At 66.2% G+C, this 26413-nt stretch carries 27 protein-coding genes; 12 read left to right on the top strand and 15 right to left on the bottom strand.

Going from position 1 to position 26413, the window contains the following annotated elements:
- Window positions 1-42: 42 nt before the first annotated feature.
- The 5 genes from AC3WMR_RS01655 to AC3WMR_RS01635 form a co-directional block, all read right to left on the bottom strand.
- Window positions 43-1698 (bottom strand): ABC transporter ATP-binding protein, encoded by a 1656-nt coding sequence (locus tag AC3WMR_RS01655; protein WP_492262415.1) that lies wholly within the window; start codon window positions 1696-1698, stop codon window positions 43-45.
- Window positions 1695-2516 carry an ABC transporter permease gene (locus AC3WMR_RS01650; RefSeq protein ID WP_025137024.1) on the bottom strand — a complete coding sequence of 274 codons (822 nt, stop codon included), beginning with the start codon at window positions 2514-2516 and terminating at the stop codon, window positions 1695-1697. The genes AC3WMR_RS01655 and AC3WMR_RS01650 overlap by 4 nt, the downstream gene beginning before the upstream one ends.
- On the bottom strand, window positions 2513-3457 hold the full coding sequence (locus tag AC3WMR_RS01645) for an ABC transporter permease (protein WP_263910380.1): 945 nt from the start codon (window positions 3455-3457) through the stop codon (window positions 2513-2515). Before AC3WMR_RS01645 ends, AC3WMR_RS01650 begins: the two co-directional genes overlap by 4 nt.
- Window positions 3458-3518: 61 nt before the next feature.
- Window positions 3519-4379: an alpha/beta hydrolase family protein gene (locus AC3WMR_RS01640; RefSeq protein ID WP_175216909.1), complete on the bottom strand. Its 861-nt coding sequence runs from the start codon at window positions 4377-4379 to the stop codon at window positions 3519-3521.
- A 632-nt stretch (window positions 4380-5011) separates the two neighbouring features.
- Window positions 5012-5437, bottom strand: a complete 426-nt coding sequence (locus AC3WMR_RS01635; RefSeq protein WP_025137021.1) for an Lrp/AsnC family transcriptional regulator — start codon at window positions 5435-5437, stop codon at window positions 5012-5014.
- A 287-nt stretch (window positions 5438-5724) separates the two neighbouring features.
- Here AC3WMR_RS01635 and AC3WMR_RS01630 point away from each other — a divergent pair, with 287 nt between their 5' ends.
- The 4 genes from AC3WMR_RS01630 (at window position 5725) to AC3WMR_RS01615 (ending at window position 12404) form a co-directional block, all read left to right on the top strand.
- Window positions 5725-7968, top strand: coding sequence for a TonB-dependent receptor family protein (locus tag AC3WMR_RS01630; RefSeq protein WP_492262414.1), 2244 nt, complete (start codon window positions 5725-5727; stop codon window positions 7966-7968).
- Window positions 7969-8188: 220 nt separating this feature from the next.
- Window positions 8189-8686, top strand: a complete 498-nt coding sequence (locus AC3WMR_RS01625) for a sigma-70 family RNA polymerase sigma factor (protein ID WP_492262413.1) — start codon at window positions 8189-8191, stop codon at window positions 8684-8686.
- The gene (locus tag AC3WMR_RS01620) at window positions 8665-9678 is read left to right on the top strand and encodes a FecR domain-containing protein (protein ID WP_492262412.1); all 1014 of its coding nucleotides are present in this window, start codon (window positions 8665-8667) and stop codon (window positions 9676-9678) included. Before AC3WMR_RS01625 ends, AC3WMR_RS01620 begins: the two co-directional genes overlap by 22 nt.
- Before the next feature lie 242 nt (window positions 9679-9920).
- The gene (locus AC3WMR_RS01615) at window positions 9921-12404 is read left to right on the top strand and encodes a TonB-dependent siderophore receptor (protein ID WP_492262411.1); all 2484 of its coding nucleotides are present in this window, start codon (window positions 9921-9923) and stop codon (window positions 12402-12404) included.
- A gap of 21 nt (window positions 12405-12425) precedes the next feature.
- On the opposite strand, the gene AC3WMR_RS01610 is transcribed toward AC3WMR_RS01615, so the two are convergent.
- Together AC3WMR_RS01610 and AC3WMR_RS01605 are read right to left on the bottom strand one after the other, a co-directional pair.
- Window positions 12426-13337 carry a DUF808 domain-containing protein gene (locus tag AC3WMR_RS01610; RefSeq protein ID WP_492262410.1) on the bottom strand — a complete coding sequence of 304 codons (912 nt, stop codon included), beginning with the start codon at window positions 13335-13337 and terminating at the stop codon, window positions 12426-12428.
- Window positions 13338-13416: 79 nt separating this feature from the next.
- Window positions 13417-13770, bottom strand: coding sequence for a gamma-glutamylcyclotransferase family protein (locus tag AC3WMR_RS01605; RefSeq protein WP_492262409.1), 354 nt, complete (start codon window positions 13768-13770; stop codon window positions 13417-13419).
- A 178-nt stretch (window positions 13771-13948) separates the two neighbouring features.
- Between AC3WMR_RS01605 and AC3WMR_RS01600 the strand changes: the two genes are divergently transcribed.
- Together AC3WMR_RS01600 and AC3WMR_RS01595 are read left to right on the top strand one after the other, a co-directional pair.
- Window positions 13949-14689, top strand: a complete 741-nt coding sequence (locus AC3WMR_RS01600; protein ID WP_492262408.1) for a filamentous hemagglutinin family protein — start codon at window positions 13949-13951, stop codon at window positions 14687-14689.
- Window positions 14690-14835: 146 nt separating this feature from the next.
- Window positions 14836-15006 (top strand): hypothetical protein, encoded by a 171-nt coding sequence (locus AC3WMR_RS01595; protein ID WP_492262407.1) that lies wholly within the window; start codon window positions 14836-14838, stop codon window positions 15004-15006.
- 217 nt (window positions 15007-15223) lie between these two features.
- Here the strand turns inward: AC3WMR_RS01595 and AC3WMR_RS01590 are convergent, their stop codons facing one another.
- On the bottom strand, window positions 15224-15481 hold the full coding sequence (locus AC3WMR_RS01590) for a hypothetical protein (RefSeq protein ID WP_175190946.1): 258 nt from the start codon (window positions 15479-15481) through the stop codon (window positions 15224-15226).
- 42 nt (window positions 15482-15523) lie between these two features.
- On the bottom strand, window positions 15524-15727 hold the full coding sequence (locus tag AC3WMR_RS01585; RefSeq protein WP_025137012.1) for a cold-shock protein: 204 nt from the start codon (window positions 15725-15727) through the stop codon (window positions 15524-15526).
- 491 nt (window positions 15728-16218) lie between these two features.
- Between AC3WMR_RS01585 and AC3WMR_RS01580 the strand changes: the two genes are divergently transcribed.
- Window positions 16219-16668, top strand: coding sequence for a hypothetical protein (locus AC3WMR_RS01580; protein ID WP_492262406.1), 450 nt, complete (start codon window positions 16219-16221; stop codon window positions 16666-16668).
- Window positions 16669-16689: 21 nt separating this feature from the next.
- Here the strand turns inward: AC3WMR_RS01580 and AC3WMR_RS01575 are convergent, their stop codons facing one another.
- A complete protein-coding gene (locus AC3WMR_RS01575) occupies window positions 16690-17040 on the bottom strand; it encodes a hypothetical protein (protein ID WP_492262405.1) in 351 nt (116 codons plus the stop codon).
- Window positions 17041-17222: 182 nt separating this feature from the next.
- On the opposite strand from AC3WMR_RS01575, the gene AC3WMR_RS01570 reads away from it, so the two are divergent.
- Both AC3WMR_RS01570 and AC3WMR_RS01565 read left to right on the top strand, forming a co-directional pair.
- Window positions 17223-17822: a LysE family translocator gene (locus tag AC3WMR_RS01570; protein WP_492262404.1), complete on the top strand. Its 600-nt coding sequence runs from the start codon at window positions 17223-17225 to the stop codon at window positions 17820-17822.
- Between the two features lie 104 nt (window positions 17823-17926).
- The gene (locus AC3WMR_RS01565; RefSeq protein WP_492262403.1) at window positions 17927-18691 is read left to right on the top strand and encodes an SDR family oxidoreductase; all 765 of its coding nucleotides are present in this window, start codon (window positions 17927-17929) and stop codon (window positions 18689-18691) included.
- 52 nt (window positions 18692-18743) lie between these two features.
- On the opposite strand, the gene AC3WMR_RS01560 is transcribed toward AC3WMR_RS01565, so the two are convergent.
- Genes AC3WMR_RS01560 through AC3WMR_RS01550 form a run of 3 tightly spaced genes read right to left on the bottom strand, consistent with a single transcriptional unit; the run spans window position 18744 to window position 21884 of the window.
- A complete protein-coding gene (locus AC3WMR_RS01560) occupies window positions 18744-19997 on the bottom strand; it encodes a metal-dependent hydrolase family protein (RefSeq protein WP_492262402.1) in 1254 nt (417 codons plus the stop codon).
- A 13-nt stretch (window positions 19998-20010) separates the two neighbouring features.
- Entirely contained in the window at window positions 20011-20529 is a 519-nt protein-coding gene (locus tag AC3WMR_RS01555) for a GAF domain-containing protein (protein ID WP_492262401.1), read from the bottom strand.
- On the bottom strand, window positions 20526-21884 hold the full coding sequence (locus AC3WMR_RS01550; RefSeq protein WP_492262400.1) for an MFS transporter: 1359 nt from the start codon (window positions 21882-21884) through the stop codon (window positions 20526-20528). Before AC3WMR_RS01550 ends, AC3WMR_RS01555 begins: the two co-directional genes overlap by 4 nt.
- Before the next feature lie 123 nt (window positions 21885-22007).
- On the opposite strand from AC3WMR_RS01550, the gene AC3WMR_RS01545 reads away from it, so the two are divergent.
- From AC3WMR_RS01545 to AC3WMR_RS01535, 3 genes are all read left to right on the top strand, one after another.
- Window positions 22008-22940 carry a LysR family transcriptional regulator gene (locus AC3WMR_RS01545; RefSeq protein ID WP_492262399.1) on the top strand — a complete coding sequence of 311 codons (933 nt, stop codon included), beginning with the start codon at window positions 22008-22010 and terminating at the stop codon, window positions 22938-22940.
- A 433-nt stretch (window positions 22941-23373) separates the two neighbouring features.
- Window positions 23374-23772 carry a helix-turn-helix domain-containing protein gene (locus tag AC3WMR_RS01540; protein ID WP_492262398.1) on the top strand — a complete coding sequence of 133 codons (399 nt, stop codon included), beginning with the start codon at window positions 23374-23376 and terminating at the stop codon, window positions 23770-23772.
- Window positions 23773-23847: 75 nt separating this feature from the next.
- Window positions 23848-24252 (top strand): GCN5 family acetyltransferase, encoded by a 405-nt coding sequence (locus tag AC3WMR_RS01535; RefSeq protein ID WP_492262397.1) that lies wholly within the window; start codon window positions 23848-23850, stop codon window positions 24250-24252.
- A 25-nt stretch (window positions 24253-24277) separates the two neighbouring features.
- Here AC3WMR_RS01535 and AC3WMR_RS01530 read toward each other — a convergent pair whose 3' ends face one another.
- Both AC3WMR_RS01530 and AC3WMR_RS01525 read right to left on the bottom strand, forming a co-directional pair.
- Window positions 24278-25018: an SDR family oxidoreductase gene (locus AC3WMR_RS01530; RefSeq protein ID WP_492262396.1), complete on the bottom strand. Its 741-nt coding sequence runs from the start codon at window positions 25016-25018 to the stop codon at window positions 24278-24280.
- A gap of 25 nt (window positions 25019-25043) precedes the next feature.
- Window positions 25044-26384, bottom strand: a complete 1341-nt coding sequence (locus AC3WMR_RS01525; RefSeq protein WP_492262395.1) for a CitMHS family transporter — start codon at window positions 26382-26384, stop codon at window positions 25044-25046.
- Window positions 26385-26413 lie beyond the last annotated feature (29 nt).

The raw sequence follows: 26413 nt of genomic DNA, 5'->3' as shown, positions 1-26413 counted from the left end.
CGCCGGGCCGCCAGCCCCGGCGGCCGGCGCGGATCCGTCCCTTCAAGCCGTGGCCCGAGACGGCACCTGCCCGTCCAGGCGCCAGCGCAGGCGCACGCCGCCCGTATCGGTGGATTCCAGCGCCGGAATGGCCGACAGCAGGCTGCGGGTGTATTCCTCGCGCGGATGATCGAAGACCTCGTCGCGGGTGCCCTGCTCGACAATGCCGCCGTCGCGCATGACCACCACCCGGTCGGCCACCTGCTCGACCACGCCCAGGTCGTGGCTGATGAACAGACACGAAAAGCCGTGGCGTTCCTGCAAGTCGGCGAACAGGTCCAGCACCTGGGCGCGCACCGTCACGTCCAGCGCCGACACCGGCTCGTCGGCAATCACGAAAGCCGGCCGGCGCACGATCGCCCGGGCGATCGCCACGCGCTGGCGCTGGCCGCCCGACAGTTCATGCGGGAAGCGCTTGGCATATTCGGACCCCAGGCCCACTTCGGCCAGCACTTCGTCCACGCGGCGGCGTTTTTCGGCCGACGCCATGTCGGTCAGCATACGCAGGCCTTCGCCCACCAACTGGCCGATGGTCATGCGCGGGTCCAGCGACGAATACGGGTCCTGGAACACCATCTGGCAGTTCAGGCGGTAATCGCGCCAGGCGGCCGACCGGCGGCTCACCGCCTGGTTGCGGAACAGGATCTGGCCGGACGTGGGCGACAGCAGGCCCGCGATGGCGCGGCCCAGCGTGGTCTTGCCCGAGCCCGACCCGCCCACCACCGCCACCACTTCGCGCGGCTTCACGTGCAGGTGGATGCCGCCCAGTGCGCGCTTGGCGCCGGTGCGCGAGAACAGCCGCTGGTGGCCGGCGTAGTCCACCACCAGGTTCTTGACCTCGACGATGGGCGCTTCCTTGGTGATCGGCCGGGCCGGCAGGCGGCGCGGCATCGCATCCAGCAGCTTGCGCGTATAGGGATGCTGCGGCCGTTCGAGAATGCCCGCGGTGGTACCGGTTTCCAGCACCTTGCCGTGCTGCATCACCACCATGCGTTCGGTGTAGCGCGCCACCATGGGCAGGTCGTGGCTGATCATCAGCACGGCGGTGTTGTGCTCGCGCGTCAGGTCCACCATCAGTTCCAGCACGTCGCGCTGCACCACGGCGTCCAGCGCGGTGGTGGGTTCGTCGGCGATCAAGAGCGCCGGCTCCAGCAACATCACCGAGGCCAGCATCATGCGCTGGCGCATGCCGCCCGAAAACTCGTGCGGCCAGGCTTCCATGGCAGCCTTGGGGTCGCGGATACCCACGCGCCGCAGCATCTCGAGGATGCGTTCGCGACGCTGCGCGGTCGACTGGTCGCGCCGGTGCAGCTTCAGGCCTTCGTCCAGCTGGCGCCCGATGGGCATGGACGGGTTGAGCGAGGTCATGGGTTCCTGGAACACCATGCCGATGCGCGCGCCGCGCAGCTTGCGCAGCTGGGCCGCGCTGGCCTGGGTCACTTCCACGCCCTCGAAGCGGATCGAGCCGCCGGCCACCACCAGCGGCGGCGGGGTCAGGCCCATGATGGCGCGGGCGGCCTGGGTCTTGCCGCTGCCGGATTCCCCGACGATGCCGACCATTTCGCCCGGCGCCACCTCGAAGGACACGCCGCCGACGATTTCACGGCCGCCGCGGCCGACGGTCAGGGACAGATTCGATACGGTTACCAGTGCGCTCATTGCACGCCCCTCATGCGGGGATCGAAACGGTCTCGCACCGCGTCGCCCAGCAGGTTGATCCCCAGCAGCGCGAGGGCGATGGCCAAGCCGGGAAGAATGGAAAGATAGGAAGCCTGCGCCATGAACGGCCGGGCGGCGGCCAGCATGTTGCCCCAGGTCGGGGCGGGCGGCGGCACGCCCAGGCCCAGGAACGACAGCGCGCTTTCGGCCAGGATGACCCAGCCGAACATCGACGTGGCCAACACGGTCAGCGGCGCCACGCAATTGGGCAGCACGTGGCGGAACATGGTGTAGAGCTCGGAATTGCCCAGCACGCGGGACGATTCGATGAACTCTTTTTCACGCAGCGACAGGACGGTGCCACGCACGATGCGCGTGACCGATGGCGTGTAGGCCAGGCCCAGCGCCAGGATGATGCCGTACTTGTTGGCGCCCACCACGGCCAACAGGCCCAGCGCCAGCAACAGGCCCGGGAAGGCCAGCAAGGCGTTGTTGAAGGCCATGATGATGCGGTCGGTCCAGCCGCGCACGAAACCGGTCAGGGTACCGATGGCGGTGCCCGCCACGATGGCGAAGCTGACGGTCAGGAAGCTGATCCAGACGCTGCTGGACGCCCCGGCCAACAGGCGCGACAGTTCGTCGCGGCCGAATTCGTCGGTGCCCAGCAGGAAGTCGCCGCCGGGCGGCTTGAGCCGGGCCACGAAGTTGATCTTCAGCGGATCATGCGGCGTCCAGAAGGCGCCCATGATCGCCGCGACGATCATCGCCGCCACGATCACGCCGCCTATCAGCGCGTTAGCTGCAATTCGCTTTTTCATTCGGCGGTCACTCTCGGGTCGAAGATGGGATAGCAAAGGTCGATCAGCAGGTTCACGATCACGTAGACCACGCCGACGAACAGCAGGCAGCCCTGGATGACGGGGTAGTCGCGGGCAAAGATCGAATCCACCAGCAGCCGGCCCAGGCCGGGAATGGTGAACACGGTTTCGACCACGGCGATGCCGCCCAGCAGGTTGCCCAGCACCAGGCCGATCAGCGTCCAGGTCGGGCCGAAGGCGTTGCGGAAAGCATGGCGCATCAGCACGGCCGATTCGGACAGGCCTTTGGCGCGTGCGTGGGTGATGTAGTCCAGCCGCAGCACTTCCAGGGTGCTGGCGCGCGCCATGCGCATCAGCACGCCGATTTCGTGCAGGAACAGCGTCAGGATGGGCATGGCCAGGTACAGCAGGCCGGCCTTCCAGTCTTCGCCGATGGACACGTAGCCCACCACGGGCAGCCATTGCAGCTTCAGGCCGAAGAAGATCAGCAGCAGCAGGCCCAGCCAGAAGGTGGGAATGGACACCAGCAGCGTGGCGGTGCCGACCAGGATCAGGTCGGGCGCCTTGTTCTGCTTCCAGGCGGCGATCATGCCGGCCGGCACGGCCACCAGGGCGGCGAACAGCACGGCCACCAGCACCACGCGGCCGCTGATCAGGAAGCGGTCCCACACCAGCGGCAGCACGGGCTGGCCGGTGTTGATGGACGAGCCCAGATCACCATGCAGCATGTTGCCGAACCAGATGCCGAACTGGGTGGTCCAGCTCTGATCCAGGCCCAGGCGGGCGCGCAGGTCGGCCAGGGCGGCCGGGGTGGCCAGGTCGCCCAGCAGCAGTTGCGCCGGATCGCCTGGAATCAGGCGGATCATGACGAATACGGCCACCGCCACGATCAGCAGCGTGGGGATGGCCATGACGATACGGGATAGCGCGAAACGCAGCATGCCCCTCTCCTATCGCGGCTGACGGGCGCAGATGCGCCCGCCGCGCTTCTTGTTTTCGGTGTTATTCATTTCGCAGCTTGCGCAGCTCGGCAGCCAGGAAGTCCTGCACCTGGCCGACGCACTTCAGGCCGTCGTGCGGCACGTTGTCGACGACGTCCAGCACGGCCTTGACGCCGGCCGCTTCGAACGAGCGGCGCAGGGATTCCAGGCGCTCGGGGCGGGTGGAACCGGCGGAGTTGGCGCCAGGCATGAAGAACTTGCCGCCTTCGCGGTGGGTGATTTCCCAGGTTTCGAGGTCGGCCTTGCCGACGATCATGTGGACGGCAACCTGGCGCAGGGCGTCGACGTCCACGGCCTTGCCGAAGCGGGCTTCGGCGTCGCGCACGCCGACCCACCAGTCCTGGCTGGGGTCGAGCAGGGTGACCGAGCCGGGCGCGCCGATGGAAACGGCCCACAGGGTTTCGGGGTGCAGCAAGGCGTAGCGGTTGACGAACTGGCCGCCGCCGGAATAGCCGAACAGGGCGAAGCGCGAGAAGTCGCAGCCGAATTTTTCGCCGACTTCGGCGACCATGTCCTGCAGGACGTGGTCGTAGCGGATGTTGCCTTCGTGCAGTTGCTTGAAGCCGTCGCGGTTGCCGTCGCCCAGGGGGCTGACGGGAAAGAGCGGGCACAGGACGATGCAGTCGTTCCAGCGGGCGAATTCGGCGAAGGCGTCGCGGTATTCGACGAAGGCGCGGCCGGTGCCGTGCATGATCACCACCAGCTGCATGGGGTGCTTGGCCTGGTCGATGTGCGGGGGCACGTACATGCAGTACGAGAAGCGCGGGTCGACGCGGGCCGAGAAGACGGTGCTGTGGCCGAGGTCGTAGATGGCGCGGGCGCGGGCGGCTTCGGGGGTGAGGGTGGGTGCTGCGGTGGGCATTGCTTGATCCTTGAATCCTGGAGGCTTGAGGGCCTGGGGGGGCGGGCTTTCTGTGTTTGTTTGCATAAATTGGCGCCAATTTTAGGGGTGGGGGTGTGGGGGGGGCAACCGGGGGGAATCCCTAACGGGGTGGGGGGGCGCCTTTGCGGCGGGGCTTGTTCCTGGGGGTTTTTGCGGGGCCTGGCGTTGTTTTCTTCTGGTTGCCGTGGGTTCTTCTGCCGCGTGGCGGGCAGGCGCACAGGGAGGGCGGGGCTACGATTGCGGTCCGGAGCCTTCGCTCCGGACTGCCCCTTCGTCATTCTCGTCCGCCTTCGGCTCCCTTCGAATTCCCTCGGGCGCATCTACACGCCCCGCCCTCCCTGTGCGCCTGCCCGCCACGCTGTGACGTGATGGGTTTGGGGCGTTGCTGGGGTGGGAGGTGTGCTTGGCGTTCTGGTGGGGAACGGGGGTGGGGTGGAAGGTCTTGCGGGGTCGCCCAAAGCCGGCCGCGCGGGCGGCCTTTTTGGGCGTTGGGGGGTGGTGCGTCGGGGGGATTTAGGCGGGTTTTTTGGGAAGGCCAGGGTTGCGGTCTGCCGTCAGGGGGGCTGTGTTGGGGGCTGTTGTGTTGATTGAGGGGCGCACCCAGCCCTGGTTCAGTCCAGCTTGTAGCTCTTCAGGTGGATGCTGGTTTCCGTGGCGGAGATGGCCTTGATCAGGCGGACGCGATCCAGGACGCGGGACATTTCTTCGATGTTGGCCACGCGTAGTTCGGCCAGCAGGTCCCAGCGGCCGTTGGTGTCGTGCAGGGCGACGACAGCGGGGTCGCCTAGCAGGATGCTGACGACGCGGCGGGTTTCGTTGCCGTCTACGGCGATGTTCATCCAGGCGCCGATCTGGTCGGGTTCGGATTCTGGGCGCAGGCGCACGGTGTAGCCGACGATGATGCCGTCGTCTTCCATGCGGGCGATGCGGTTGTTGATGGTGCCCCGTGATACGTCGAGCTTTTTGGCCAGGGTTGCCACGGTTGCGCGCGCGTCGGCGCGCAACAGTCCCAGCAATTGCTGATCTAGTGTGTCCATGATGGTTCCCGCGTCAAAAAATTGGCGCCAATTTCACATCTTATACGGATTCGGCTGGGCGCAGGCGCGCGGGTGCGGTTGGCCAGCCGGAGGGTCGTGGGGTGTTTTTGCCACGGCCCCAATTTACCGCGTTTGGATTGGCGCCAATTTTTGCTATATTTTCGGCGGCTTGCGCAGGGGCTGCCGGCTGCCCTTGCCAAGCTTGTCTGCGCAGTCCGCCCCGGCCTAGAAAAGATTCTCAATTTGATTGTCGCTCTCATTATTTAAGAGCCATTCCTGGAACCTCCATGCTGATCCCCTTCCCCCCGCGACGCCTCGCGCTCGCGCTGGCCTTGCTGACCGTGGCCGCCAACGGCTACGCCCAAACCGCCGTGAAAAGCGCGCCGACCGACGGCGCGGCGCCGGCTTCCGCGTCTTCGGCGGGCGCCGCCGCCGCAACGCCCGCCGCGTCGACATCCGGCGCTGCGGTCGGCGATGGCAGCACGCTGGGCGCGATCAGCGTGGTGGGCGATTGGCTGGAGAATCCCAGCGAAGAAAAGGTGCTGGAGCACGGCGGGGCGCGCACGATCATTGATCGGGCGGCGTTCCAGGATACGGGCGCGACGAATGTGCGCGATGTGCTGCGCCGGATTCCGGGCGTGCAGGTGCAGGAAAGCAATGGCACGGGCGGCAGCGATGTGTCGTTGAACGTGGGCGTGCGCGGGCTGACGTCTCGGCTGTCGCCGCGGTCGACGATTCTGATGGACGGCATTCCGTTGGCGGTGGCGCCTTATGGGCAGCCGCAGTTGTCGATGGCGCCGGTGGCGCTGGGCAACCTGTCGGCGGTGGACGTGGTGCGCGGCGCGGGGTCGGTGCGCTATGGCCCGCAGAACGTGGGCGGGATCATCAACTTCGTGACGCGCGCGATTCCGCAGGACTTCACGGCAGATGCGTCGGTCGAGACCGACATGTACAGCCACGGCGGCGTGAAGACGACGCCCAGCGCGTTCATCGGCGGCACCAACGACCGCGGCCTGGGCGGCGCCCTGCTCTATTCGGGTACGCACGGCAACGGCTTTCGCGACAGCAACGATCGGGTCGATATCGATGACGTGATGCTCAAGGGCACGTACCGCATCGGCGCGGACGACAGCATTTCGGCCGCGCTGCATCACTATGAGGGCCGCGCCGGCATGCCCGGTGGCCTGACGACCAGGCAGTATTCCGAAGACCCGTTCCAGTCGACGCGGCCGTACGACAATTTCACGGGCCGGCGCACCGATGCGTCGTTCCGCTACAACCACGACGACGGCGTGAACAAGTTTGAGTTGCTGACGTACTACACGGACAGCTTCCGGGGCAGCAGCATCGAAACCGAAGGCACCGGCGCCAACGCCGGCCAGCGCCGTCTGACGTTCAATCCGCGCAATTACCATACGTTCGCGATCGAGCCGCGCTATTCTCGCCTGTTCCGCGGGTCGGACATCACGCAGGAAGTCAGCGTGGGCTACCGCTACCTGAAGGAAGCCAGCGACGAACGCGCGTCGCGCACGGCGTTCTACGTGCCGGACGGCCCCTTCGATCCGCTGAACGCGCCGAACCCGCAGTATCAATTCCGCACCGGCGGCACGACCGCGCACGCGGTCTATATCGACGACACCATCAATGTCGGCAACTGGACCATCACGCCGGGCGTGCGCTATGAGTTCATCGATTCGTTCCTGAACGACAAGTCCAACCCGGCCGCGACGAAGTACACGAGCATCAAGTCGGAAGAGCCCCTGCCCTCGCTGTCGGTCGTGTATCACGTCAGCGAGCAATGGAGCGTGTTCGCCAACGCCGGCCAGTCGTTCGGCCCGTTGCAGTACTTCCAGATCGCGTCGACCACCAACGGCCTGCATCCGGAAAAGGCCACCACGTATGAAGTGGGCACGCATTTCAATAGCGGCGGCTGGAAGGGCGAACTGACGCTGTTCAACATCAACTTCGACGACGAACTGCAACTGCGCGGCGGCACCAATGGCGGTTCGGACGCCTGGACCAACCTGGGCGCGACCCGCCACCGCGGTCTGGAAACGGGCCTGTCATACGACCTGGGCGAGCTCAGCGCCGCGCTGTCGGGCATGTCGGTTTACGGCACCTACACCTACACGCAGGCCACCTACAAGGCGGGTGTGTTCGAGGGCCGCGACCTGCCGTTCTATTCGCGCAACGTGGCATCGCTGGGCGCGCGCTACACGCGCAACCAGTGGACCTACAACGTGGATACGTTCCTGCAGTCCAAGCAGCGCTCGCCCGGTTCGCCCGACCCCGGCGCCACGTACCAGACGGCCGAAAGCGCCAACGGCGCCTATGGCGATATCCCCGGCTACGGCACGGTGCATGTGCGCGCCGCCTACGATTTCGGCAAGCAGATGCACAACCTGAACATCGCGCTGGGCGTGAAGAACCTGTTCGACAAGCGCTACTTCACCCGTTCCACCGACAACAACGCGGGCAAGTACGTGGGCATGCCGCGCACGGTGTACCTGCAAGCTTCGCTGGCGTATTGATTGATGACCGGTTGACGACGCGGGCGCCCCGCGGCCGTCAAAGCCCATGGCTTTGACGACGTGCGCGCCCCCCTTCAAGCGGTATCGCGGGCCCCGGGAGATTCCGGGGCCCGTTGTTTTGGCGCATCCCCAGGAGCGTCCTGCCTCATATACAATTGGGAATCATTATCAATTATTGAATACGACCGGGCGGGGTCCCGGCGTGTCGGGGATCCCTGCCGTGGATATCGTCCACAACCTCTACGCCAGCCATCACGGTTGGCTGCGCAACTGGCTGCGCAAGCGCCTGGGCAATACGTTCGATGCCGCCGATCTGGCGCAGGACACGTTCATCCGCATCATCGAGGCGCGCCGCAAGCCCGGCGCGCAGGAACTGACGCTGCACGAGCCGCGCGCCTACCTGACCACCGTCGCGCGCCACGTGCTGTGCAACCACCATCGCCGCCAATCGCTCGAGCGTGCCTGGCTGGACGCGTTGGCGCAATTGCCCGAGCCCACCACGCCGTCGGTCGAACAGCGCCTGATCATCCTGGAAACGCTGCACCAGATCGACGCCATGCTCGACGGCCTGCCGGCCAAGGCGCGCAGCGCGTTCCTGATGGCGCAACTGGACGGCATGACCTACAAGCAGATCGCCGACACGATGCGCATCACCGACCGCACCGTGCGCCGCTACATGGCGCAGGCGTTCGAGCAGTGCCTGATGCTGGCCGCATGATGGGCAGCGCCGCCAACGCACGCGATCTGCCGCTGGACCGCCAGGTGCTGCGCCAGGCGGCGCAGTGGCTGGTGCGGCTGCACCCGGGCGCCGAGCCGCCGCCCGAAGCGTTTCGCGAGTGTGAGCGCTGGCGGGCGCAAGATCCCGACCATGAGCGGGCGTGGCAACGGGCGCAGATGCTGAACGACCAGTTCGGCGCTCTGCCCCCCGCGTTGGCCCGCCCCACCCTGAATCGCAAGCTGTCGCGCCGCAAGGCGCTGACCGCCCTGGGTGCGGCGGCGGCGGCCGTTCCCGCCTTCTGGCTGGCGGCCCGGTTTGCGCCGTGGGCCGCCTGGTCAGCCGCCTACCGTACCGGCACCGGGGAACGGCGCGAGTTGCGACTGGCGGACGGCAGCCGCGTGCTGATGAACGCGGGCAGCGCCGTGGATATCGCCTATGACGCCCTGTCGCGCCGCGTGCTGCTGCGGTCGGGCGAAATCCTGGTGCGCACGGCGCCCGACAGCGGCCCCGCGCAAGCGGCGCGGCCGTTCCTGGTGGCGTCCGAAGCCGGTGTGGTGCACGGCATGGATGCCCGCTTCACGGTGCGCCAGCGCGGCGCGCAATGCCGCGTGGCCGTGCTGGAAGGCGTGGTCGAAGTCACACCCCGCGACGTACCGGGCCAACGGCTGCCGGTCGCGGCCGGCCAGTGCCTGGTGTTCACGGCCCAGGGCGCCGGCAATGTGCAGCAGGCGGCCCAGGGCGAAGGCGAATGGGCGCGCGGGGTGCTCGTGGCCGACAACATGCGGCTGGCGGACTTCCTGGAAGCGTTGTCGCACTATCGGCCCGGCCTGGTGCAATGCGACCCGGCCGTGGCCGACCTGCGGCTGTCTGGGGGCTTTCAGTTGCAGGATACGGACAAGGTGCTGGCGCTGTTGCCGGCAACGCTGCCGGTGCGCATCGTCAGCCGCAGCCGCTACTGGATTCTCGTCGAGCCGCGCTCGTCGGCGGCTTGAGGGCCGCGCGTCACCTGCGCGTCCGCATCTGCCAGCGGTACGCCCTCGCCGGTATGCCCTCGCCGGTATGCCCTCGCCGGTACGCCCTCGCCGGTACGCCCTCGCCGGTACGCCCTCGCCGGTACGCCCCCGCCGGTACGCCCCCGCGGTTACACATTAATCGACGTCAGCATGTCCGCTTTTCTCCGTTTGCGTGTCAACAACCCCAGCAACACCAAAACACGCCCCTTTCGGAGAACCTCATGACGCAGCGCCGTCCCGGCCGCCGGCCCGCCCCGCAACACCCGGCCCTTGCCCTTTCTTGCCGCCCGCCCCTGGCGCGCGCGTTCCGCCATACGCTGCTGGCCCTGGCGCTGGCCGGGGCCGCCGGCGCTGCCCAGGCCGCCGATGCCCCCGCGGCGCAGGCCGCCCGCAGCTACGACATCCCGGCTGGCGCCCTCGGTCCGGCATTGACGCGCTACGCCAGCGAATCCGGCATCAACATCGCCATCGACCCGGCGCTGATCGCAGGCCGGACCACCCGCGGCCTGTCTGGCCAGTTTGCCCCGCGCGACGGCCTGGCCCGGCTGCTGGCCGGCAGCGGCCTGGAAAGCCAGCCTGCCGGCGCGGCCGGCTACGTGTTGCGCGCCACCACCGCCCCCGATGCCTCGGTACTGCCCGAAGTGCAGGTCAGCGCCGACGGCCTGCGCGACGGCAAGACGGAAGACACCGCGTCCTACACGGGGTCCACCAGCGCCACCAAGCTCAACCTGTCGCTGCGCGAGACGCCGCAATCGGTCAGTGTCATCACCCGCCAGCAGATGGACGACCAGGCCCTGAACACCATCCAGGACGTGCTGAACCAGACCACCGGCATATCGATCGACAAAAGCACGTCGACCCAGGAATACACCCAGGTGTACTCGCGCGGCTTTGCCGTGGACACCTATATGTTCGATGGCATCCCGACATCGAGCCAGCTGGAAGGCATTACGTTCGACACCGCCATCTACGACCGCGTGGAAGTGGTGCGCGGGGCGACCGGCCTGGTCAGCGGCACCGGCAGCCCGGCCGCCGCGGTGAACCTGGTGCGCAAGCGCCCCACCCGCGAGTTCTCGGGTTCCGTGGCCGCCAGCGCCGGTTCGTGGGACCGCTACCGGGCCGAAGCCGACCTGTCGGGATCGCTGGTCGAGAACGGCCGCATCCGCGGGCGCATCGTCGCGGCGCACCAGGACTACGGCTCGTTCGTCAGCCGCGCCAAGCAGAAAAAAGACGTGTTCTACGGCGTGATCGAAGCCGACCTGACGGATTCGACCCTGCTGACCGCCGGCCTGGTCTACCAGGACGACCGCATGGACCAGGCCAGCCGCGGCTTTCCGCTGTTCTTCAGCGATGGCTCGCAGACGAGCTTCTCGCGCCGCATGAACGGCGCGTCGGACTGGAGCTACTACGACCGCAAGCAGACCTCGCTGTTTGCCAGCCTGGAACACACCTTCGCCAACGACTGGATCGCCAAGGCCGTCATCAACCGCAGCGAAAACGACTACGACGCGCTGCAGGGCTACGCCCAGAACGGCTATCCCAATCGCGACACCGGCGCGGGCGGCGGCCTGTGGCTGGCCAACTGGCACGGCAAGCCCAAGCAGACGTCGGTGGACCTGTACGCCACCGGCCCGTTCACGTTGCTGGGCCGCAAGCACGACCTGGTGTTCGGCGTCAGCGCCTCGCGCTACGAGCAAGGCGGCGCCACCTATCCGAATTGGCGCCTGCCGGGCTACGACGCGTCGATTCCTAACATCTTCAATTGGAACGGCCACTCGCCCAAGCCTGTCTTCGACGGCACCGAAACCGGCCACAGCAAGACCCGCGAAGAAGAACTGGGGCTGTACGCCACCGCGCGCCTGCGCCCCACCGAACGCTTCTCGGTGATCCTGGGGGGCCGCTACACCGACTGGAAGCGCGACGTCGACAGCAACTACTTCGACGGCACCCAGGTCAGCGACCGGCTGCGCGAGAAAGGCAAGATCACGCCGTTCGCCGGCGTGGTGTACGACCTGGACGCCAACTGGTCGGTCTATGCCAGCTACACCAGCATCTTCAAGCCGCAGGCCTATCGCGACCGCAACAACGGTTTCCTGCCGCCGGTCGAGGGCGACAACTATGAACTGGGCGTCAAGGGCGAATTCTTCGGCGGCGCCCTGAACGCCAGCGCCGCGGTCTTCGAGCTCAAGCAAGACAACCTGGCCGAGAAAGACCCGGACAACATCTGGGTCACGGGCGGCGGCGGCGGTTCGTACGCCTACCGCACGGTGCAGGGCGCCACCGCGCGCGGCATCGAGATGGAAATCTCGGGCGAACTGCAACCGGGCTGGCAGATGATCGCCGGCTACAGCTACCGGCAATTGAAGGACTCGGACGGCCGCAGCATCGACACCAACCAGCCCAACAGCCTGTTCAAGCTGTGGACCACCTATCGCCTGCGCGGCGCGTGGCATCCGCTGACGGTGGGCGGCGGCGTCACCTGGCAAAGCAAGATGGTGCAGCCGGACTACGGCCCCAATGACGAGACCTTCCGCCAGGACGCCTACGCGCTGGTCGGGCTGATGGCCCGCTATGACTTCAACCGGCACCTGTCGGCCACGCTGAACGTCAACAACCTGCTGGACAAGAAGTACTACTCGACCGGCATGGGCGGCTATTACGGCGATCCGCGCAACGCGATGCTGACGATGAAGTACCGCTTCTGATGCCCGCCCAGGCCGGGCGCCCTATTTCCGCAACAGGCGCTTGGCCAGGCTGACGACGCCCAGCACCACGGCCCCGGCAACGATGCCGAACAGGGCGCTGAGCAAGGTCGACACCAACAGCGGCACCAGACCGCTGCCGGTGGCTGCCGCGACATGCTCGATGGCAGCGCCCAGCGGGGCGATGCCGTGGGTGAGGATGCCGCCGCCAACCATGAACATGGCGGCGGTGCCCACCACGGAAAGCGTCTTCATCAAGTAGGGCGCGGCCGCCACGATGCGCTTGCCCAGCCAGGCGACCGCCTGCGAGCGCTTGGTGCTGAGATACAGCCCCAGGTCGTCCAGCTTGACGATGCCTGCCACCAGGCCATAGACCCCGACCGTCATGACCAGGGCGATGCCGGCCAGCACGATGGTCTGGCGCACCATGTCGGCGCCGGCCACGGCGCCCAACGTGATGGCGATGATTTCGGCCGACAGGATGAAGTCGGTGCGGACCGCGCCCTTGATCTTGTCGCGCTCGAACGCCACCATGTCCACCGAGGTGTCCTGCAGGGCTTCGGCCCGCGCGGCATGATTGCCGTCGGCGGTATCGCCGTGCGGCAGGAATTTATGCGCCAGCTTTTCCACGCCTTCGAAGCACAGGAAGGCGCCGCCCACCATCAGCAGCGGCGTCACCGCCCAGGGCGCGAAGGCGCTGATGACCAGGGCCGATGGCACCAGGATCAGCTTGTTGATGAGCGAGCCCCTGGCCACCGCCCACACCACCGGCAGTTCGCGGTTGACCGGCACGCCGGAAACCTGCTGCGCGTTCAGCGCCAGGTCGTCACCCAGCACGCCGGCGGTTTTCTTGGCCGCCACCTTGGTCATGACGGAAACGTCGTCCAGGATGGTGGCGATGTCGTCGAACAGGGCAAAGAAGCTGCTGCCGGCCATGTCAGGCCCCCGAAGTCGAGATGTCCGAGTGTACAGGCGCCGAACCGCCGGAAACCGCCCCGGCGCAGCGCGCCCCGATTCAGGCCTTGATGTACACCCAGGCGTGCACGCCGGATTTCAGCAGCACCGACACGCGTTTGTAGTCGGACACCTCGTAGCGGTCGGCGGCTTCGAGTTCCTGCTGGGTGATCTCGAACACCATGCCGGCCACTTCGTCTTTCGGGTCGTAGCTGGCGTAGACGATGGGGTGCTGGGCCAGGCCGCTGGTCTTGATGACGTCGAGGTCGGTGATTTCGACCCAGCGCTGCACGTAGCCGGTCATGGCGTCGGGCTTGCCGGTGAGCTCGCGGCCGAAGTTGGCGCGCTGCACGGCCTTGTCCTGCAGGGTTCCGTACGAAAACAGCAGAACCGCGGTTTGGTTCGATTCAGGCACCTTCGTGTCCTTCAGGAAATGGTGTACACGCGACTTTACACCAGCCGCCCCGTGTCATCGCCATGCAACCAAAGGGTCACATTCGGGCCCTACCATGTCGGCTTCTCCACCGCCTCGCGGCGGTCAGCGTCCGACTTCCCGCGCGTATGCCTTCCTTCGCCATCCCCGACAACCTGAGTTGCCAGCCGCCGATGTGCGCACCGGCTTGAAACGCCTGCAGGCGATGATGACAGTGATGGCCGCCAGCGCTGCCCTGGCCGCGTCGGCCGCGGCGGCCGAGGGCGCGCGTGAATACCCCTTCGACTGGCCGCGCCAGCCCCTGCACAACGCCTTGCAGCAATACAGCCAACTTACGGGCGACTCGGTGCTCTACGACAGCGCGCAAACCGCGGACCAGACCGCCCCGGCCATCGCCGGCCGCTACACCGCGCGCGACGCGCTGGCCGAAGTGCCCGCCGGCGACGTCGACCTGTATGCGCCGCTGGGTACCATCGATGCAGGCGAGGCCGGCATTCGCGTGTCGGGCAACGTCAACATCGCCGCGCAGACGGTGCTGAACGCGGCCAACATCAAGGCCAAGGGCGAAAGCACCGGCATTCCCGTCACCGCTGCCGTGAACACGGGCGCGCTCACCTCGGCCAGCAGCGCCGCGACCTCCGCCGTCAATGCCGCGCAGGATTCGGCCCAGCGCAGCCAGAACCAGGCGCGCCAGAACCAGCCGTCCATCATCAACGTGCAGATCCTGGGCTACGGCGCGGAACCGGTTGCCGGCACGGCGCCCCAGGCGCCCGCGAGCGCGTCGCAAGAGGTGTCGTCCTACCGCCCCAATAACATGGTGCAGGTGGTCGGGGACGGCGCGTTGACCCCCGCCCAGCTGGCCAAGCTGAGCAGCGAGGAAAGGCAGGCGTTCGGTCTGTAGGCCGGCAACCGGGGCGGCGGGCGTAGCCCTCGCCACGCGGCCCCGGCACAAGATTGTTTGTTGCAAATGAAGCGTAGGGAATGCCGTGGCAAGGGACTACCGTGGGTTGGTGGCATCTCGCCGCGACAACCCAAGAGGTATGCACCATGACTTTCCCCACCCGCTACCAGGCTTCGTCGAATCAACCGGACCAGAACCAGGCGCCCAACAAGCAGCAAGAGCAGCAAACCCAGCAACAGAAGGAAGACGCCGCGCGCAAGCAGGCCCAGGTCGACAAGGACAAGGCACCCGCTTCGTCCAATACGCAAAGCACCTGAACGTCTCAGCGGCCGTTATTGGCGGTCCACCTGTTTTGCCCTGTAGTTTGACGGGCTCATTGCCCGCAGCGCCCGATGCCTTTGCGCCGACACACTAGTCGCCCTGGCGTTGGCGCCGCTGAAAAACAAGAAGGCCGCCCGGTTGCCCTGGGCGGCCATGTTGTTTGGGTTGCCGCAATGCGCATGCGCCTGGGTGGCGCAGCGCCGGCGCTAGCGTTCATACCGGTCTGGCATGCGCGTCGACCACGGTGCGGCCATGATTGATCGCGGCATCCACTGCCATGCCCGGGCTGGACACGAAGCCGCCCGATGCGAACAGCGGCACGACGTAGGGTTCGCCAAGACGATCCTGGTCACCCGCAAGCTCCACGGCCACGGTGGCAGTGAAAGCAGGCCGGCTCGAACCGCCTACCGAAATGCGCGACACCGCGGCAGTCAGGCGGTAGCCCTTGTAAACCATGTTGTTGTGAAGCATAAGCCTCCCGTCATTGATCAAAAGGCCCCATGGGGCCTTCATTCACAAGGTGCGGATTTGCGTGGCGTGGGGGCCTTTGGCGCCCTGGGCCGTGACGTAGCTGACGCGCTGGTTTTCAAGCAGCACCTTGTGGCCGTCGCTCACGATTTCCGAGAAGTGGGCAAACAAATCCTTGCCGCCGTTCTCGGGCATGATGAAGCCAAAGCCCTTGGCATCGTTGAACCATTTGACGATTCCGGTTTCCATAATCCATTCCTTTAAATAGCGGGCAGCGTCCGCGAATTGAGCCTGTCAAGGAAAGGACTGCGAACAATGAAGCGCCCCGCAGTGGGGGAGCAAGACCGGACGAAAATCACGATGCTCGAAAAGCTTCAAGTCCACTATGGGTGCAGGGGCAACTAATGTCAATCAGCGTTTCCAATTACCACCCTTATTGAATCTGGTCGCATCCATTGCCCGCTTTTTGCTGAAAAATGACCTTATAGCCCGAAGAAATTACGCTATTCATGCGTTAAAGCGTCTTTATGCGTTACACCCGGGGCTTTTTCATACTGCCCCGCGGCAAAGCGCGTATCCTGCAAGGATGGTGCTTGAACGCGCGTCCCTCGCCGCATCGCCATGCACAGGAGCACGGCCATGAACAAGCAGCCGCAGCAACACTCGCACGACTCGCAGTTTTCGACGCCCTATTATTGCGACTTCCCTCGCCCCATCCGCGCGCTACCGGCAGCGCTCACATGAGCGCCTTCAGGCGTTCTGTCGCGCGCTTCGCCAACGCCTGCGTCAAACTGCTGCCCAGCGCCTCAAGCCCGCCCCCGGGCGGTGCCCCGCGCGGCGCATCCCAGGCGGATGCCCGCCCCAGCCACGCGGCCATCTCATCGCCCTGGCGCATCTACCGCATCTACGCGCGCCCCGATCATCTGCTGATCCGCAATGAACATGGGCAGATTCTCGACCTGGGCATCATGAAGGGCAGCGAACCCAACCTGGCGTATCGCCTGAACGCCAAGAACCTGCAGGGCCAGGGATTCGCCACGCGCACCCTGCTGCTCGACGACATCGCGCGCCGTATCGAGGCGGGCGAAATCGGCCGCGAACTGCTCACGCTGCCCGAATGCAGCATGCCGCTGGGCGCCGACCTGGATCGCGGCACCCATACCGACGTTTCCATGAAGCTGGCGCGCTAGCCGGCCTGAGACGCGAGCGCGTCAAAACGTCGGCAGCCGCTTCAGGCAGACATCGGCCACCGCTACCACCGCCTTTTCCAGCCGCTCGCGCTCGACAGCGGGGCCGGCGCTGATCAGCAGCTGTTCGTAGCGCTGGAAATCCTGCAGCGGCACCTTGTCCTGCAGGCCGTCCAACACGCATTGGCAATAACCCTTGGCCTTCGCATCGACATTGCCCAGGTCCGCAGGCGCCTTGGACTTGAAGGCTTGCACGCAGGACCCGTAGGTGGCGCGCTGTACCTCGGCCGGATATTCCACTTTCTTGCTGCAGGCGGCCAGCAGCAACAGCGCCATCACGCAAGCGCCCAAGGCGCGGCACGATCCGATCGGCATGGCATTTTCCTGGTCCTGGACACGAAGACCCGATTTTGGCACGAGCGGCAGGAGCTGTCCTCTTGCGACGGTCCTGTCCCGGCTGCCCTCTTGCGGCTATCCTCTTGCGCCAGTCCCGCAGTTGCCGCCGCCTTGGCGCGCGTGCTACAAGACGGCCCGTTGCCCCTTCCCTTATCGCCCCAATGTTTTCCGTCTCGGCACTCAGTCTTTACGTGGCCGGCATCGCTTTGGTGCTGGCCATGCCTGGCCCCACCAATACTCTGTTGGCCGCGGCCGGCCTGCGTCAAGGCTTTGCCCGCTCGGCCCGGCTGACGGGTGCCGAATTGGCAGGCTATCTGGTGTCGATCACGGTCTGGGGACACTTTCTGGGCCAGGCCGCGCAGATCGTGCCGTGGCTGCCGACGGCAGTGCGCATCGCCAGCAGCGTGTACATCGCCTGGCTGGCCTGGCGGATGTGGCACGCGGCACGTGCCGTACCATCGGCCGCACAACAGGTCATCGGCCTGCGCACCCTGTTCACGGCCACCCTGCTCAATCCCAAGGGCATCCTGTTCGCCAGCACGATCTTTCCCGCGGCGGCGTTCACCAGCTTGAGCGGCTATGCCATTTGCATGGCCGTGTTCTCCATGCTGCTGGTCCCCATCGGCCTGGGCTGGGTGCTGTTCGGCGCCATGCTGGGCGGCGAGCGGCTCAAAGGAATCGACCCCGCCCGGATGCAGCGTGCGGCCTCGATCGTGCTGGGCGCGTTTTCGGTCACGGTGGCCTGGTCGGTCTTCAAGTAGGCGCAAGAACGGGCCGTGAAAACGCTGGCAAGCGCAAGAACCGGATAGCCCGCCCGCACGGCGATGCCTATCGTTCCAGGGTCAACCTCCCTCAAGGATCGATCATGCATCAATTGGCCGGCAAAGTTGCCATCATCACGGGCGCCAGTTCCGGAATCGGCTATGAAACGGCAAAGCTGTTTGCGCGCGAAGGCGCGCGGCTCGTGCTGGTGGCGCGGCGGCAAGCCGAACTGGACAAGCTGGTGGCCGATATCGAAGCCATGGGTACCCATGCCGCGGCGCTGGCCGGCGACGTGCGCGACGATGCGCTGGCACAAGCCGCGGTGGCCACCGCCCTGGCCCGCTTCGGCGGGCTGGATATCGCCTTCAACAATGCCGGCATGACCGGCGACGCGGCGCCTGTGCACAAGGTCTCGCCCGACGCCTGGCGCGAGATTCTGGATACCAACCTCACCAGCGCCTTTCTCGGCGCGCGCCAACAGATTCCCGCCCTGCTCGAACGTGGCGGCGGCTCATTGATCTTCACGTCCACGTTCGTCGGCCACACGGCCGGCTTTCCCGGCATGGGGGCCTATGCGGCCAGCAAGGCCGGCCTGATCGGGCTGACGCAGGTCATTGCGGCGGAATATGGCGCGCAGGGCATCCGCGCCAATGCCCTGCTGCCCGGTGGCACCGATACGCCCATGGGCCGCGCCTCGATGAATACGCCCGAAGCGCGCCACTACGTCGAAAGCCTGCACGCGCTCAAGCGGCTGGCCACGCCCGCCGAAATCGCGCGATCGGCGCTGTACCTGGCCTCGGACGCGTCCAGCTTCACGACGGGTACGGCGTTGCTGGTGGATGGCGGGGTGTCGATCAACCGCGGCTGACACCCTCCTCCCGCCGCGCCGCCGCGGGCGGGCGCGGCGGGTCTCTGCCCGATCAGGCCGCCAGGCGCAGGTCGTCGAACTGCACCTTGCCCCCCTGCACCACCAGCGGAATCCGTTCGCCCTGGCCCAACAGGCACGACACGTCGCGCAGCGGGTCACCGTCGACCACCAGCAGGTCGGCCATGGCCCCCGGCGCGATGCAGCCCAGCTTGCCCTGCATGCCCAGCACCTCGGCGCCCACCTGCGTCGCGCTGGCGATCACGGCCTGCGCCCCCAACACCTCGGCGCGCAGGCGGAATTCATCGCTCTGCAACCGCTGCGACGGCCCCAGCAGGTCGCTGCCGTACCCCATCTTCACGCCCGCATCACGGTAGATCTCCAGCGAGCGCAGCCCTGCATCTCGCACCTGCGAAATCTTGGCCACGCTTTCCGGCGGCAGGCCGAAGTCGCCGCCCTCGCTGGCCAGCGCTTCGTAGGTCACCAGCGTCGGCACCGCGTAAGCCTGGCTTTGCGCCATTAGCCGGGCCGTTTCCGCATCGACCAGGTTGCCGTGCTCGATGGTGCGTACGCCGCAACGCACCGCGCGGGCGATGGCTTCGGCGGTGTAGGCATGGGCCAGCACATAGGTCTGGCGGCCGCGCGCCTCGGCCACGATGGCGCGGATCTCGTCTTCGGAATACCCCCAGGCGCCCACCGGGTCCGTCGGCGAGGCCACGCCCCCCGACGCCATGATCTTGATCTGGTCCGCGCCCATCTGCAGTTCCTGGCGCACGGCGCGGCGCACCGCGTCCACGCCGTCCGCCACCCGCGCCAACGCCCCAACCCGCACGCAGCACGGGCACGGCGAATCGTCGTTCAGGAAATCGCTGCGGGCCCGCATGTCGCCATGGCCGCCAGTCTGGCTGAGCGCACGGCCGGACACGAACAGCCGCGGCCCCTGCACCAGCCCCAGTTCGACCGCCTGCTTGAACGCGTGGCCGGCGCCCCCCGCATCGCGCACCGTCGTGAAGCCGCGGCGCAACATGCCGCGCAAGATAGGCGCCGACCGGAACGTGACCAGCACGTTGGGCATGTGCACCTGCTGCGCCAGGTTCAGTTCGACCGCGATCACATGCACGTGCAGGTCGATCAGGCCGGGCATCAGGGTCTTGCCCTTCAGGTCGATCACCCGCGCCGAGGCGGCCTGCAAGGGTCGGTCGGACACTTCCTTGATGAGGCCGTCTTGCACCAGCACGTCGTGGTCGCCCTGCAATTCTGCCCGGGCCGGGTCCAGCAATGCAGCGTTCTTGAACAATAGGGTTTGCATGATGTTCCCGCGATCAAAGGGTGAGCAGGGCCGGCAGCACCGCCGGCAGCGCCAGTTGCGCATACGGGCGGCACGCGGCGGCGTCGGCAGGGCCGTACCAATAGGCCGCGTGCAGCAGGTTCAGCGACCCGAGCGTGCGGCCGCGCCAGCGGATCGGCATGTTCAGCACGCTCTGGCAGCCCAGGGAATCGATCAGCGCGTGATCCGAAAACACCTGGCGCAGGTCGTCCAGCGTGTGTCCGATATAGGCTTCGCCACGATCCAGCACCGCTTGGGTCCACGGCCCCTGCGCCACGGTCTTGCTGCCGCCGGCCGGGTAGGCATCGGGCAGGTTGGAATACAGGCGCGTCGCCAGCGTCGTATCAGGGTCGTAGGCCAGGATGGTGAACAGCCGGTGGCCGATCCGCGCGGCCAGCGCGCGGTCGACGGCGGCGAATACCGCCTGCGGCTGGTCGGTGGCGGCATGGGCGCTTGCCACCGCGTCCAGTTCGGGCACCACCGGTGCCGGCGGGCTTGTGCGGGTCGTCTTCATTGCGTTTCTCCTGCGGCGATTTCCTCGAGCGAGCGGCCCCGGGTCGGCACGCCCATCAACACGACCACGGCGGCGCCCAGCAGCAGCACGATGGTCGTGATGCCGAACACCCCCATGAAACCGAAATTCGGATACAGATAGCCCACCAGGATCGGCGACACGATCGCCCCGACCCGCCCGATGGCGGACGCCAGGCCCGCGCCGGTGGTGCGCACGGCTGTCGGGAAGACCTCGGCGGTGTAGGCGTAGACGCCCGCATAGGTGCCGTTCATGAAGAACGACATGCAGATGCCGGCCAGCATGATCTGCTCGTTGCTGCTGGAAAACGCCAGGCCCAGCGCGCTGGCCCCGCCCAGCAGCATGTAGGTGGCGATCGTGGCCTGGCGCCCGATCTTCTCGTTGAACCAGGCGGCGCTGAAGTAGCCCGGCACCTGTGCGCAATAGATCGCCAGCGAATACGAGAAGCTCTTGGTGATGCTCATCCCGGTCTCGACCAGCAGGCCCGGAATCCACACGAAGAACGAGTAGTAGCTGAACGTGATCGACAACCACATGATCCAGGTCATGATGGTGATGCGGGCCTGGCGTCCGGCCAGCAGCAGCATGAAGTTCTCGCGCAGCGTGCCGCGCTTGCCGGTAGCCCCGGCCGGTTCGGGCTGCGGCGCGGCCAGCGTATGGCCCCGCCGTGCGAAATCCGCTTCGATCCTGTCCAGGATGCGCGAGGCCTCTTCCGTACGCCCCCGGCTTTCCAGCCAGCGCGGTGACTCGGGCAGCGCCCGACGCCACCACAGCAGCATCACCACCGGCAGCGCCGTGATCACCAGCACCATGCGCCAGCCTTCGTCATGCGCCGGCACGATGAAATAGCCCAGCAACGCCGCCGCCACGAACCCGAACGAGAAAAAACCCGCCAGCGATCCCGTGAAACTGCCGCGAAAACGCCGGGCCACGAATTCGGCCAGGTACGGCGCGATGATGGCGCTTTCGGCGCCGGTACCGGTACCCGCCACGATGCGCGCGGCAAAGAACGGCGGCCAGCTATTCACGAAGGCGCTGACCAGCGAGGCGACGCAGTACAGCGCCAGCGCCCAGATCATCACGGTCCGGCGGCCGATCAGGTCGCCCAGGGCGCCGGCCAGCAAGGCGCCGAAGAAGAAGCCGATATAGGTACTGCTGCCCAGCAGGCCGATCTGCACACTGGACAGTTCCCAGGTCTTGCGCAGCACCGGCAGGATGAACGCCAGCACGGCAGCGTCCATGGCATCGAACATGTAGCCCAGCCCGCCCATCAGTAGCAAGTGTCTATGGAAATGCGCGAACGGCAGACGCTCGATGCGTCCCGAAATCATGGACATGCGGTTCCCCTTGGTCGACGGCTTGGGCCGTACTGGATGAGAGAACGCATGATAGGCACGCGTGGTTTTATCGCACCAATTTATAGTTATGATGCCCTGCATCACCAATGTGAATGACCTGCCATGACCTTCCGTACGCTCGACCTGAACCTGCTCAAGGTGTTTGAAGCCCTGATGACGGAAGGCAGCGTCACGCGCGCCGCCAATGCGTTGTTCATGACCCAGCCGGCCGTCAGCAACGCGTTGGCCCGCCTGCGAGACGGGTTGCAGGATCCGCTGTTCGTGCGGTCCGGCAATGGCGTCATGCCGACCCAGCGCGCCGCCGTGCTGTGGGCCGAGCTGGGCGAAGCCCTGGGCCGCATGCGCGGCGCCCTGGACGCGCAAGCCTTCGACCCGGCCCAGGCCTCGGTGGAATTCAGCCTGTCGATGTCCGACTACACCGCCGGCGTCGTCATGCCACGCCTGTGCAACCATCTGGCGCAGGTGGCCCCGCTGGCGCGCGTGCGCACGATGCCCAATACCGTCCTGAACATCGCCGACCAGCTCGAAGACAACCGCGTCGACTGCGTGCTGAGCGTCTACGTGAACGAAGCCCAGCACGCCAACCACATCCGTTCGCGTTCGTTGTGGCGGGTGGACTATGCCTGCTTCATGCGGGCCGGGCACCCGCTGGCCGCCATGAAGCGCCTGAGCACCCGCGCCTTCCTGGCGGCGCGCCACGTCGACGTCAGCCTGGCCGGTACCGCCCTGCCGTCCTACGACATCTACCTGGCTGCGCGCGGCCTGTCACGCAACGTGGTGGCCACCGTCAACCACTACGGCGTCGCCTACGAGATGGTGCGCCATTCCGACCTGCTGGCCGTGCTGCCGCGCAACCTGGGCGCGCAATCGCCGCACGCGCCCCACCTGCACACCATGCCGCTGCCCCTGCACGCCCCGCCGCGGATCCTGAGCCTGTTCTGGCATCAACGCAACGACACCGTGCCGGCGCAACGCTGGCTGAGGCAGACGCTGGTGGACATGTTTGCGAGTGGCGAGAATGCCTGCGCGACGTGAACGCGAATAGGGCCACACACTGATCGCTTGCCCCCTATTCTTGAATGGAATCTAAGCTTAGTCCTAGAAATCGCGCAAAAGCTTGATCCTTCTCTGCAGGAGCTCTAGAACAGTCATGGGCTCCTGCTGATGTGAACCTTAAGCCAGAGCAGGCTTGAAAAACTATATAGCTTAAGCTATAAAAAGCTGCTTCTGCTGATGTATTGCATAAACTGGGGCAAGAAGGCCCTTAAGCAACTGCTCAAATTTCCCAGCGTCGATCGGACTCACGTTCTCGACGCAGTTTCAAAACTGGAAGCATTTCCCGCTGTGCAGAATGTCAAATCACTCAGCCAACATCAATATAGCTACCGATGGAGAGTTGGCCACTACCGAATTCTGTTCGATGTTGCGACGACCGTCCGCATCATCGATATCCGAGAAGTGAAACGACGTGACGGCAACACCTATTGATGCGAATGAGAAACGGACTATGCGCCTGCACCCAACCATTCTGGAATCTAACGGGAAGCCCGCGTTTGTGGTTCTTCCCTACTCAGAATATCTTGTGCTGACTGGCGCAAAAGCAAAGCCTTCTCGCCGCCCCCTCCGCGTTCCCGCCGACGGCACGATTCCGCACGAAGTCGTCATGCTGATGAGTGGCAACGGCTGGAGCATCGCGCGTGCCTGGCGCGAATATCTGGGAATCACCCAATCCGAAATGGCGACTCGCCTGGGCATACGACAGCCTAGCTACGCCGCGATGGAAGCGCCGGGAGCCAAGCCCAGGCGAAGCACGCGCGAGCGCATCGCTGCTGCGCTGGGTATCCAGTTCGATCAAATCGACGTATAGAACAGAGCGCGCGCCTCCGCAACAGCGCAACGCCGATTACACTCGCCATCCCGCGACCTTGATTCACGTCCCGCCATGACCGCTGCACCCGTCTCGCCCTACCCCGCCGCCATCGCCCCCGACCAGGTCGGCGAGTACCCCGCCCTGACCCATTCGGGCGGCGGCTATTTCTACGATGACGTGCTGGAGTACCGGGTGTGGGTCCATCCCCACGCCGGCGGCGAGGACCTGCACGAGGGCGATGACTATTACTATGCCTTCGCCACCTTCGAGGATGCCGCCGAATGCGCGGATGACACGCCGGGCGCCGAGCGTCCGCTGGTGCTGGTGCGGCAACGGGAATGCATCGGCGAGCCGACGCCGGGTGTGTTCGAGCATGTCACCGTCGAACGCATCACCGAGTGGCGCGTGGAATGGCTGGCGGACAGCAAGCGTACCGCCACCTCGATCCCCGACTTCCTGCGCAGCCGGGGCCAATAGGGCCTGCGGATGCAGGCCCCAGGCCCTAGCTCATGTACACGCCGCCGTTGATGGCGTAATTGGCGCCGGTCACGAACGCCGCCTCGTCCGACGCCAGCCAGGCGCACAGCCCGGCCAGGTCCTTGGCCGTGCCCAGCCGGCCCACCGGCACGCTTTCGATGATGCGGTCCAGCAGCGCGGGCGGAAACGCCTTGACGGTGTCGTCGGCGATGAAGCCGGGCGACACCAGGTTGACCGTCACGCCGCGCGCGGCCACTTCCTGCGCCAGCGACCGGGTGAAGCCGATGACCGCACCCTTGGCCGTGGCGTAGTTGATCTGGCCGATCTGGCCTTTCTCGGCGGCCACCGAACCGATGTTGATGATGCGGCCCCAGCCGCGGTCGGCCATGCCGTCGACCACTTGCTTGGTGCTGTTGAACAGCGTGTCCAGATTGCTGCGCAGCACCGCCGACCAGTCGGCGTGGCTCATCTGGCGAAAGCGCATGTCCAGCATCGCGCCGGCGTTGTTGACCAGCACGTCGATGTCGCCGACCTCGCGGCGCACCTTGGCAAAGGCACCCTCGGTCGAGGCCCAGTCGGTGGCGTCGCCTTCGGACGCGATGAAGTCGTAGCCAAGCGACTTCTGTTCCTTCAGCCAATGATCCTTGCGTGACGAGCGCGGCCCGCAGCCGGCCACGACGCGGTGCCCCGCGTGGTGCAGCGCCTGGCAGATCGCGGTGCCCGTGTGGCCCATCCCGCTGGTGACGTAAGCAATGCGCAAAGCCATGAACGACCTCCTTTGAAGAAACGGGTCAGGCGACGGCGCCGACCAGGGGGAACAGACCGAATGCCAGGGCGGCCGCCAGCATCACCAGGCAGACCAGCGTGGCCCACTTGAGCGAATAGCGCTGGTGGTCGCCGAATTCCACGCCGGCCAGGCCCACCAGCAGGTAGGTGGACGGCACCAGCGGACTGAGCAGGTGCACGGGCTGGCCGATCAGGGACGCGCGCGCCATTTCCACCGGAGTGATGCCGTAGCCCTGGGCGGCTTCGCTCAGGATGGGCAGCACGCCGAAGTAGAAGGCGTCGTTGGACATGAAGAAGGTGAACGGCAGGCTGACCAGCGCGGTGATGCCGGCCAGGTAGGGACCGAGCGCATCGGGAATCACGGCCAGCAGGCTGCGCGACATGGCTTCGACCATGCCGGTGCCCGACAGGATGCCGGTGAAGATGCCCGCCGCAAAAATCAGCGACACCACCGACAGCACGTTGCCGGCGTGTTGCGCCACGCGGCGGCGCTGTTCGGCCAGGTTCGGGTAGTTGATGATCAGCGCAATGGCAAAGGCGATCATGAACAGCACGGGCAGCGGCAGCACGCCCAGCACCAGGCTGACCATCAGGGCCAGGGTCAGGCCGGCGTTGACCCACAACAGTTTGGGGCGGCGCAGGTCGTGGTCGACTTCGATCTCGGGCAAATTCTTGGGGCCGTCTTCGTCGTAGCCGGCATGCAGCGAAGCGCCTTCCGGCAGGGCCAGCACGCCCAGGCGGCGGCGCTCGCGCAGGCCCAGGAAGAAGGCCAGGATCAGGATGGCGACGATGGCCATGCCCATGACGGGCACGAGCGGCACGAAGATGTCACCGGCATCCACGTGCAGGGCGCTGGCGGCGCGTGCGGTGGGGCCGCCCCACGGCGTCAGGTTCATGACGCCGCTGGCAAGCATGGCCAGGCAGGTCATGGACAGGGCGTTCATCTTCAGGCGCCGGTACAGCGGCAGCATGGAGGCGACGACTATCATGTAGGTGGTCGAACCATCGCCGTCCAGCGAGATGACAAGCGCCAGGACGGTAGTGCCGACGACGATCTTCAGGGGGTCGCCTTTGACGGCGCGCAGGATGCGGCCAACGATGGGGTCGAACAGGCCGGCGTCGATCATGACGCCGAAGTAGAGGATGGCGAACATCAGCATGACGCCGGTGGGCGCGATCTTGCGGATGCCGTCGAGCATCATTTTGTCGATGCCGGCGCCGAAACCGCCGAGCAGGGCAAAGATGATGGGGACGAGGATCAGGGCAACCAGGGGCGACAGGCGCTTGGTCATGATCAGCGTCATGAACGTGATCACCATGCCGAAGCCGAGCAGGGTCAGAAGCATGAGGGGGGTATCTCCGACTAGTCGTTGTT

It is taken from the genome of Achromobacter sp. FW305-C-28 (assembly GCF_058783235.1).
This window is presented reverse-complemented; position numbering and strand designations above follow the sequence as displayed.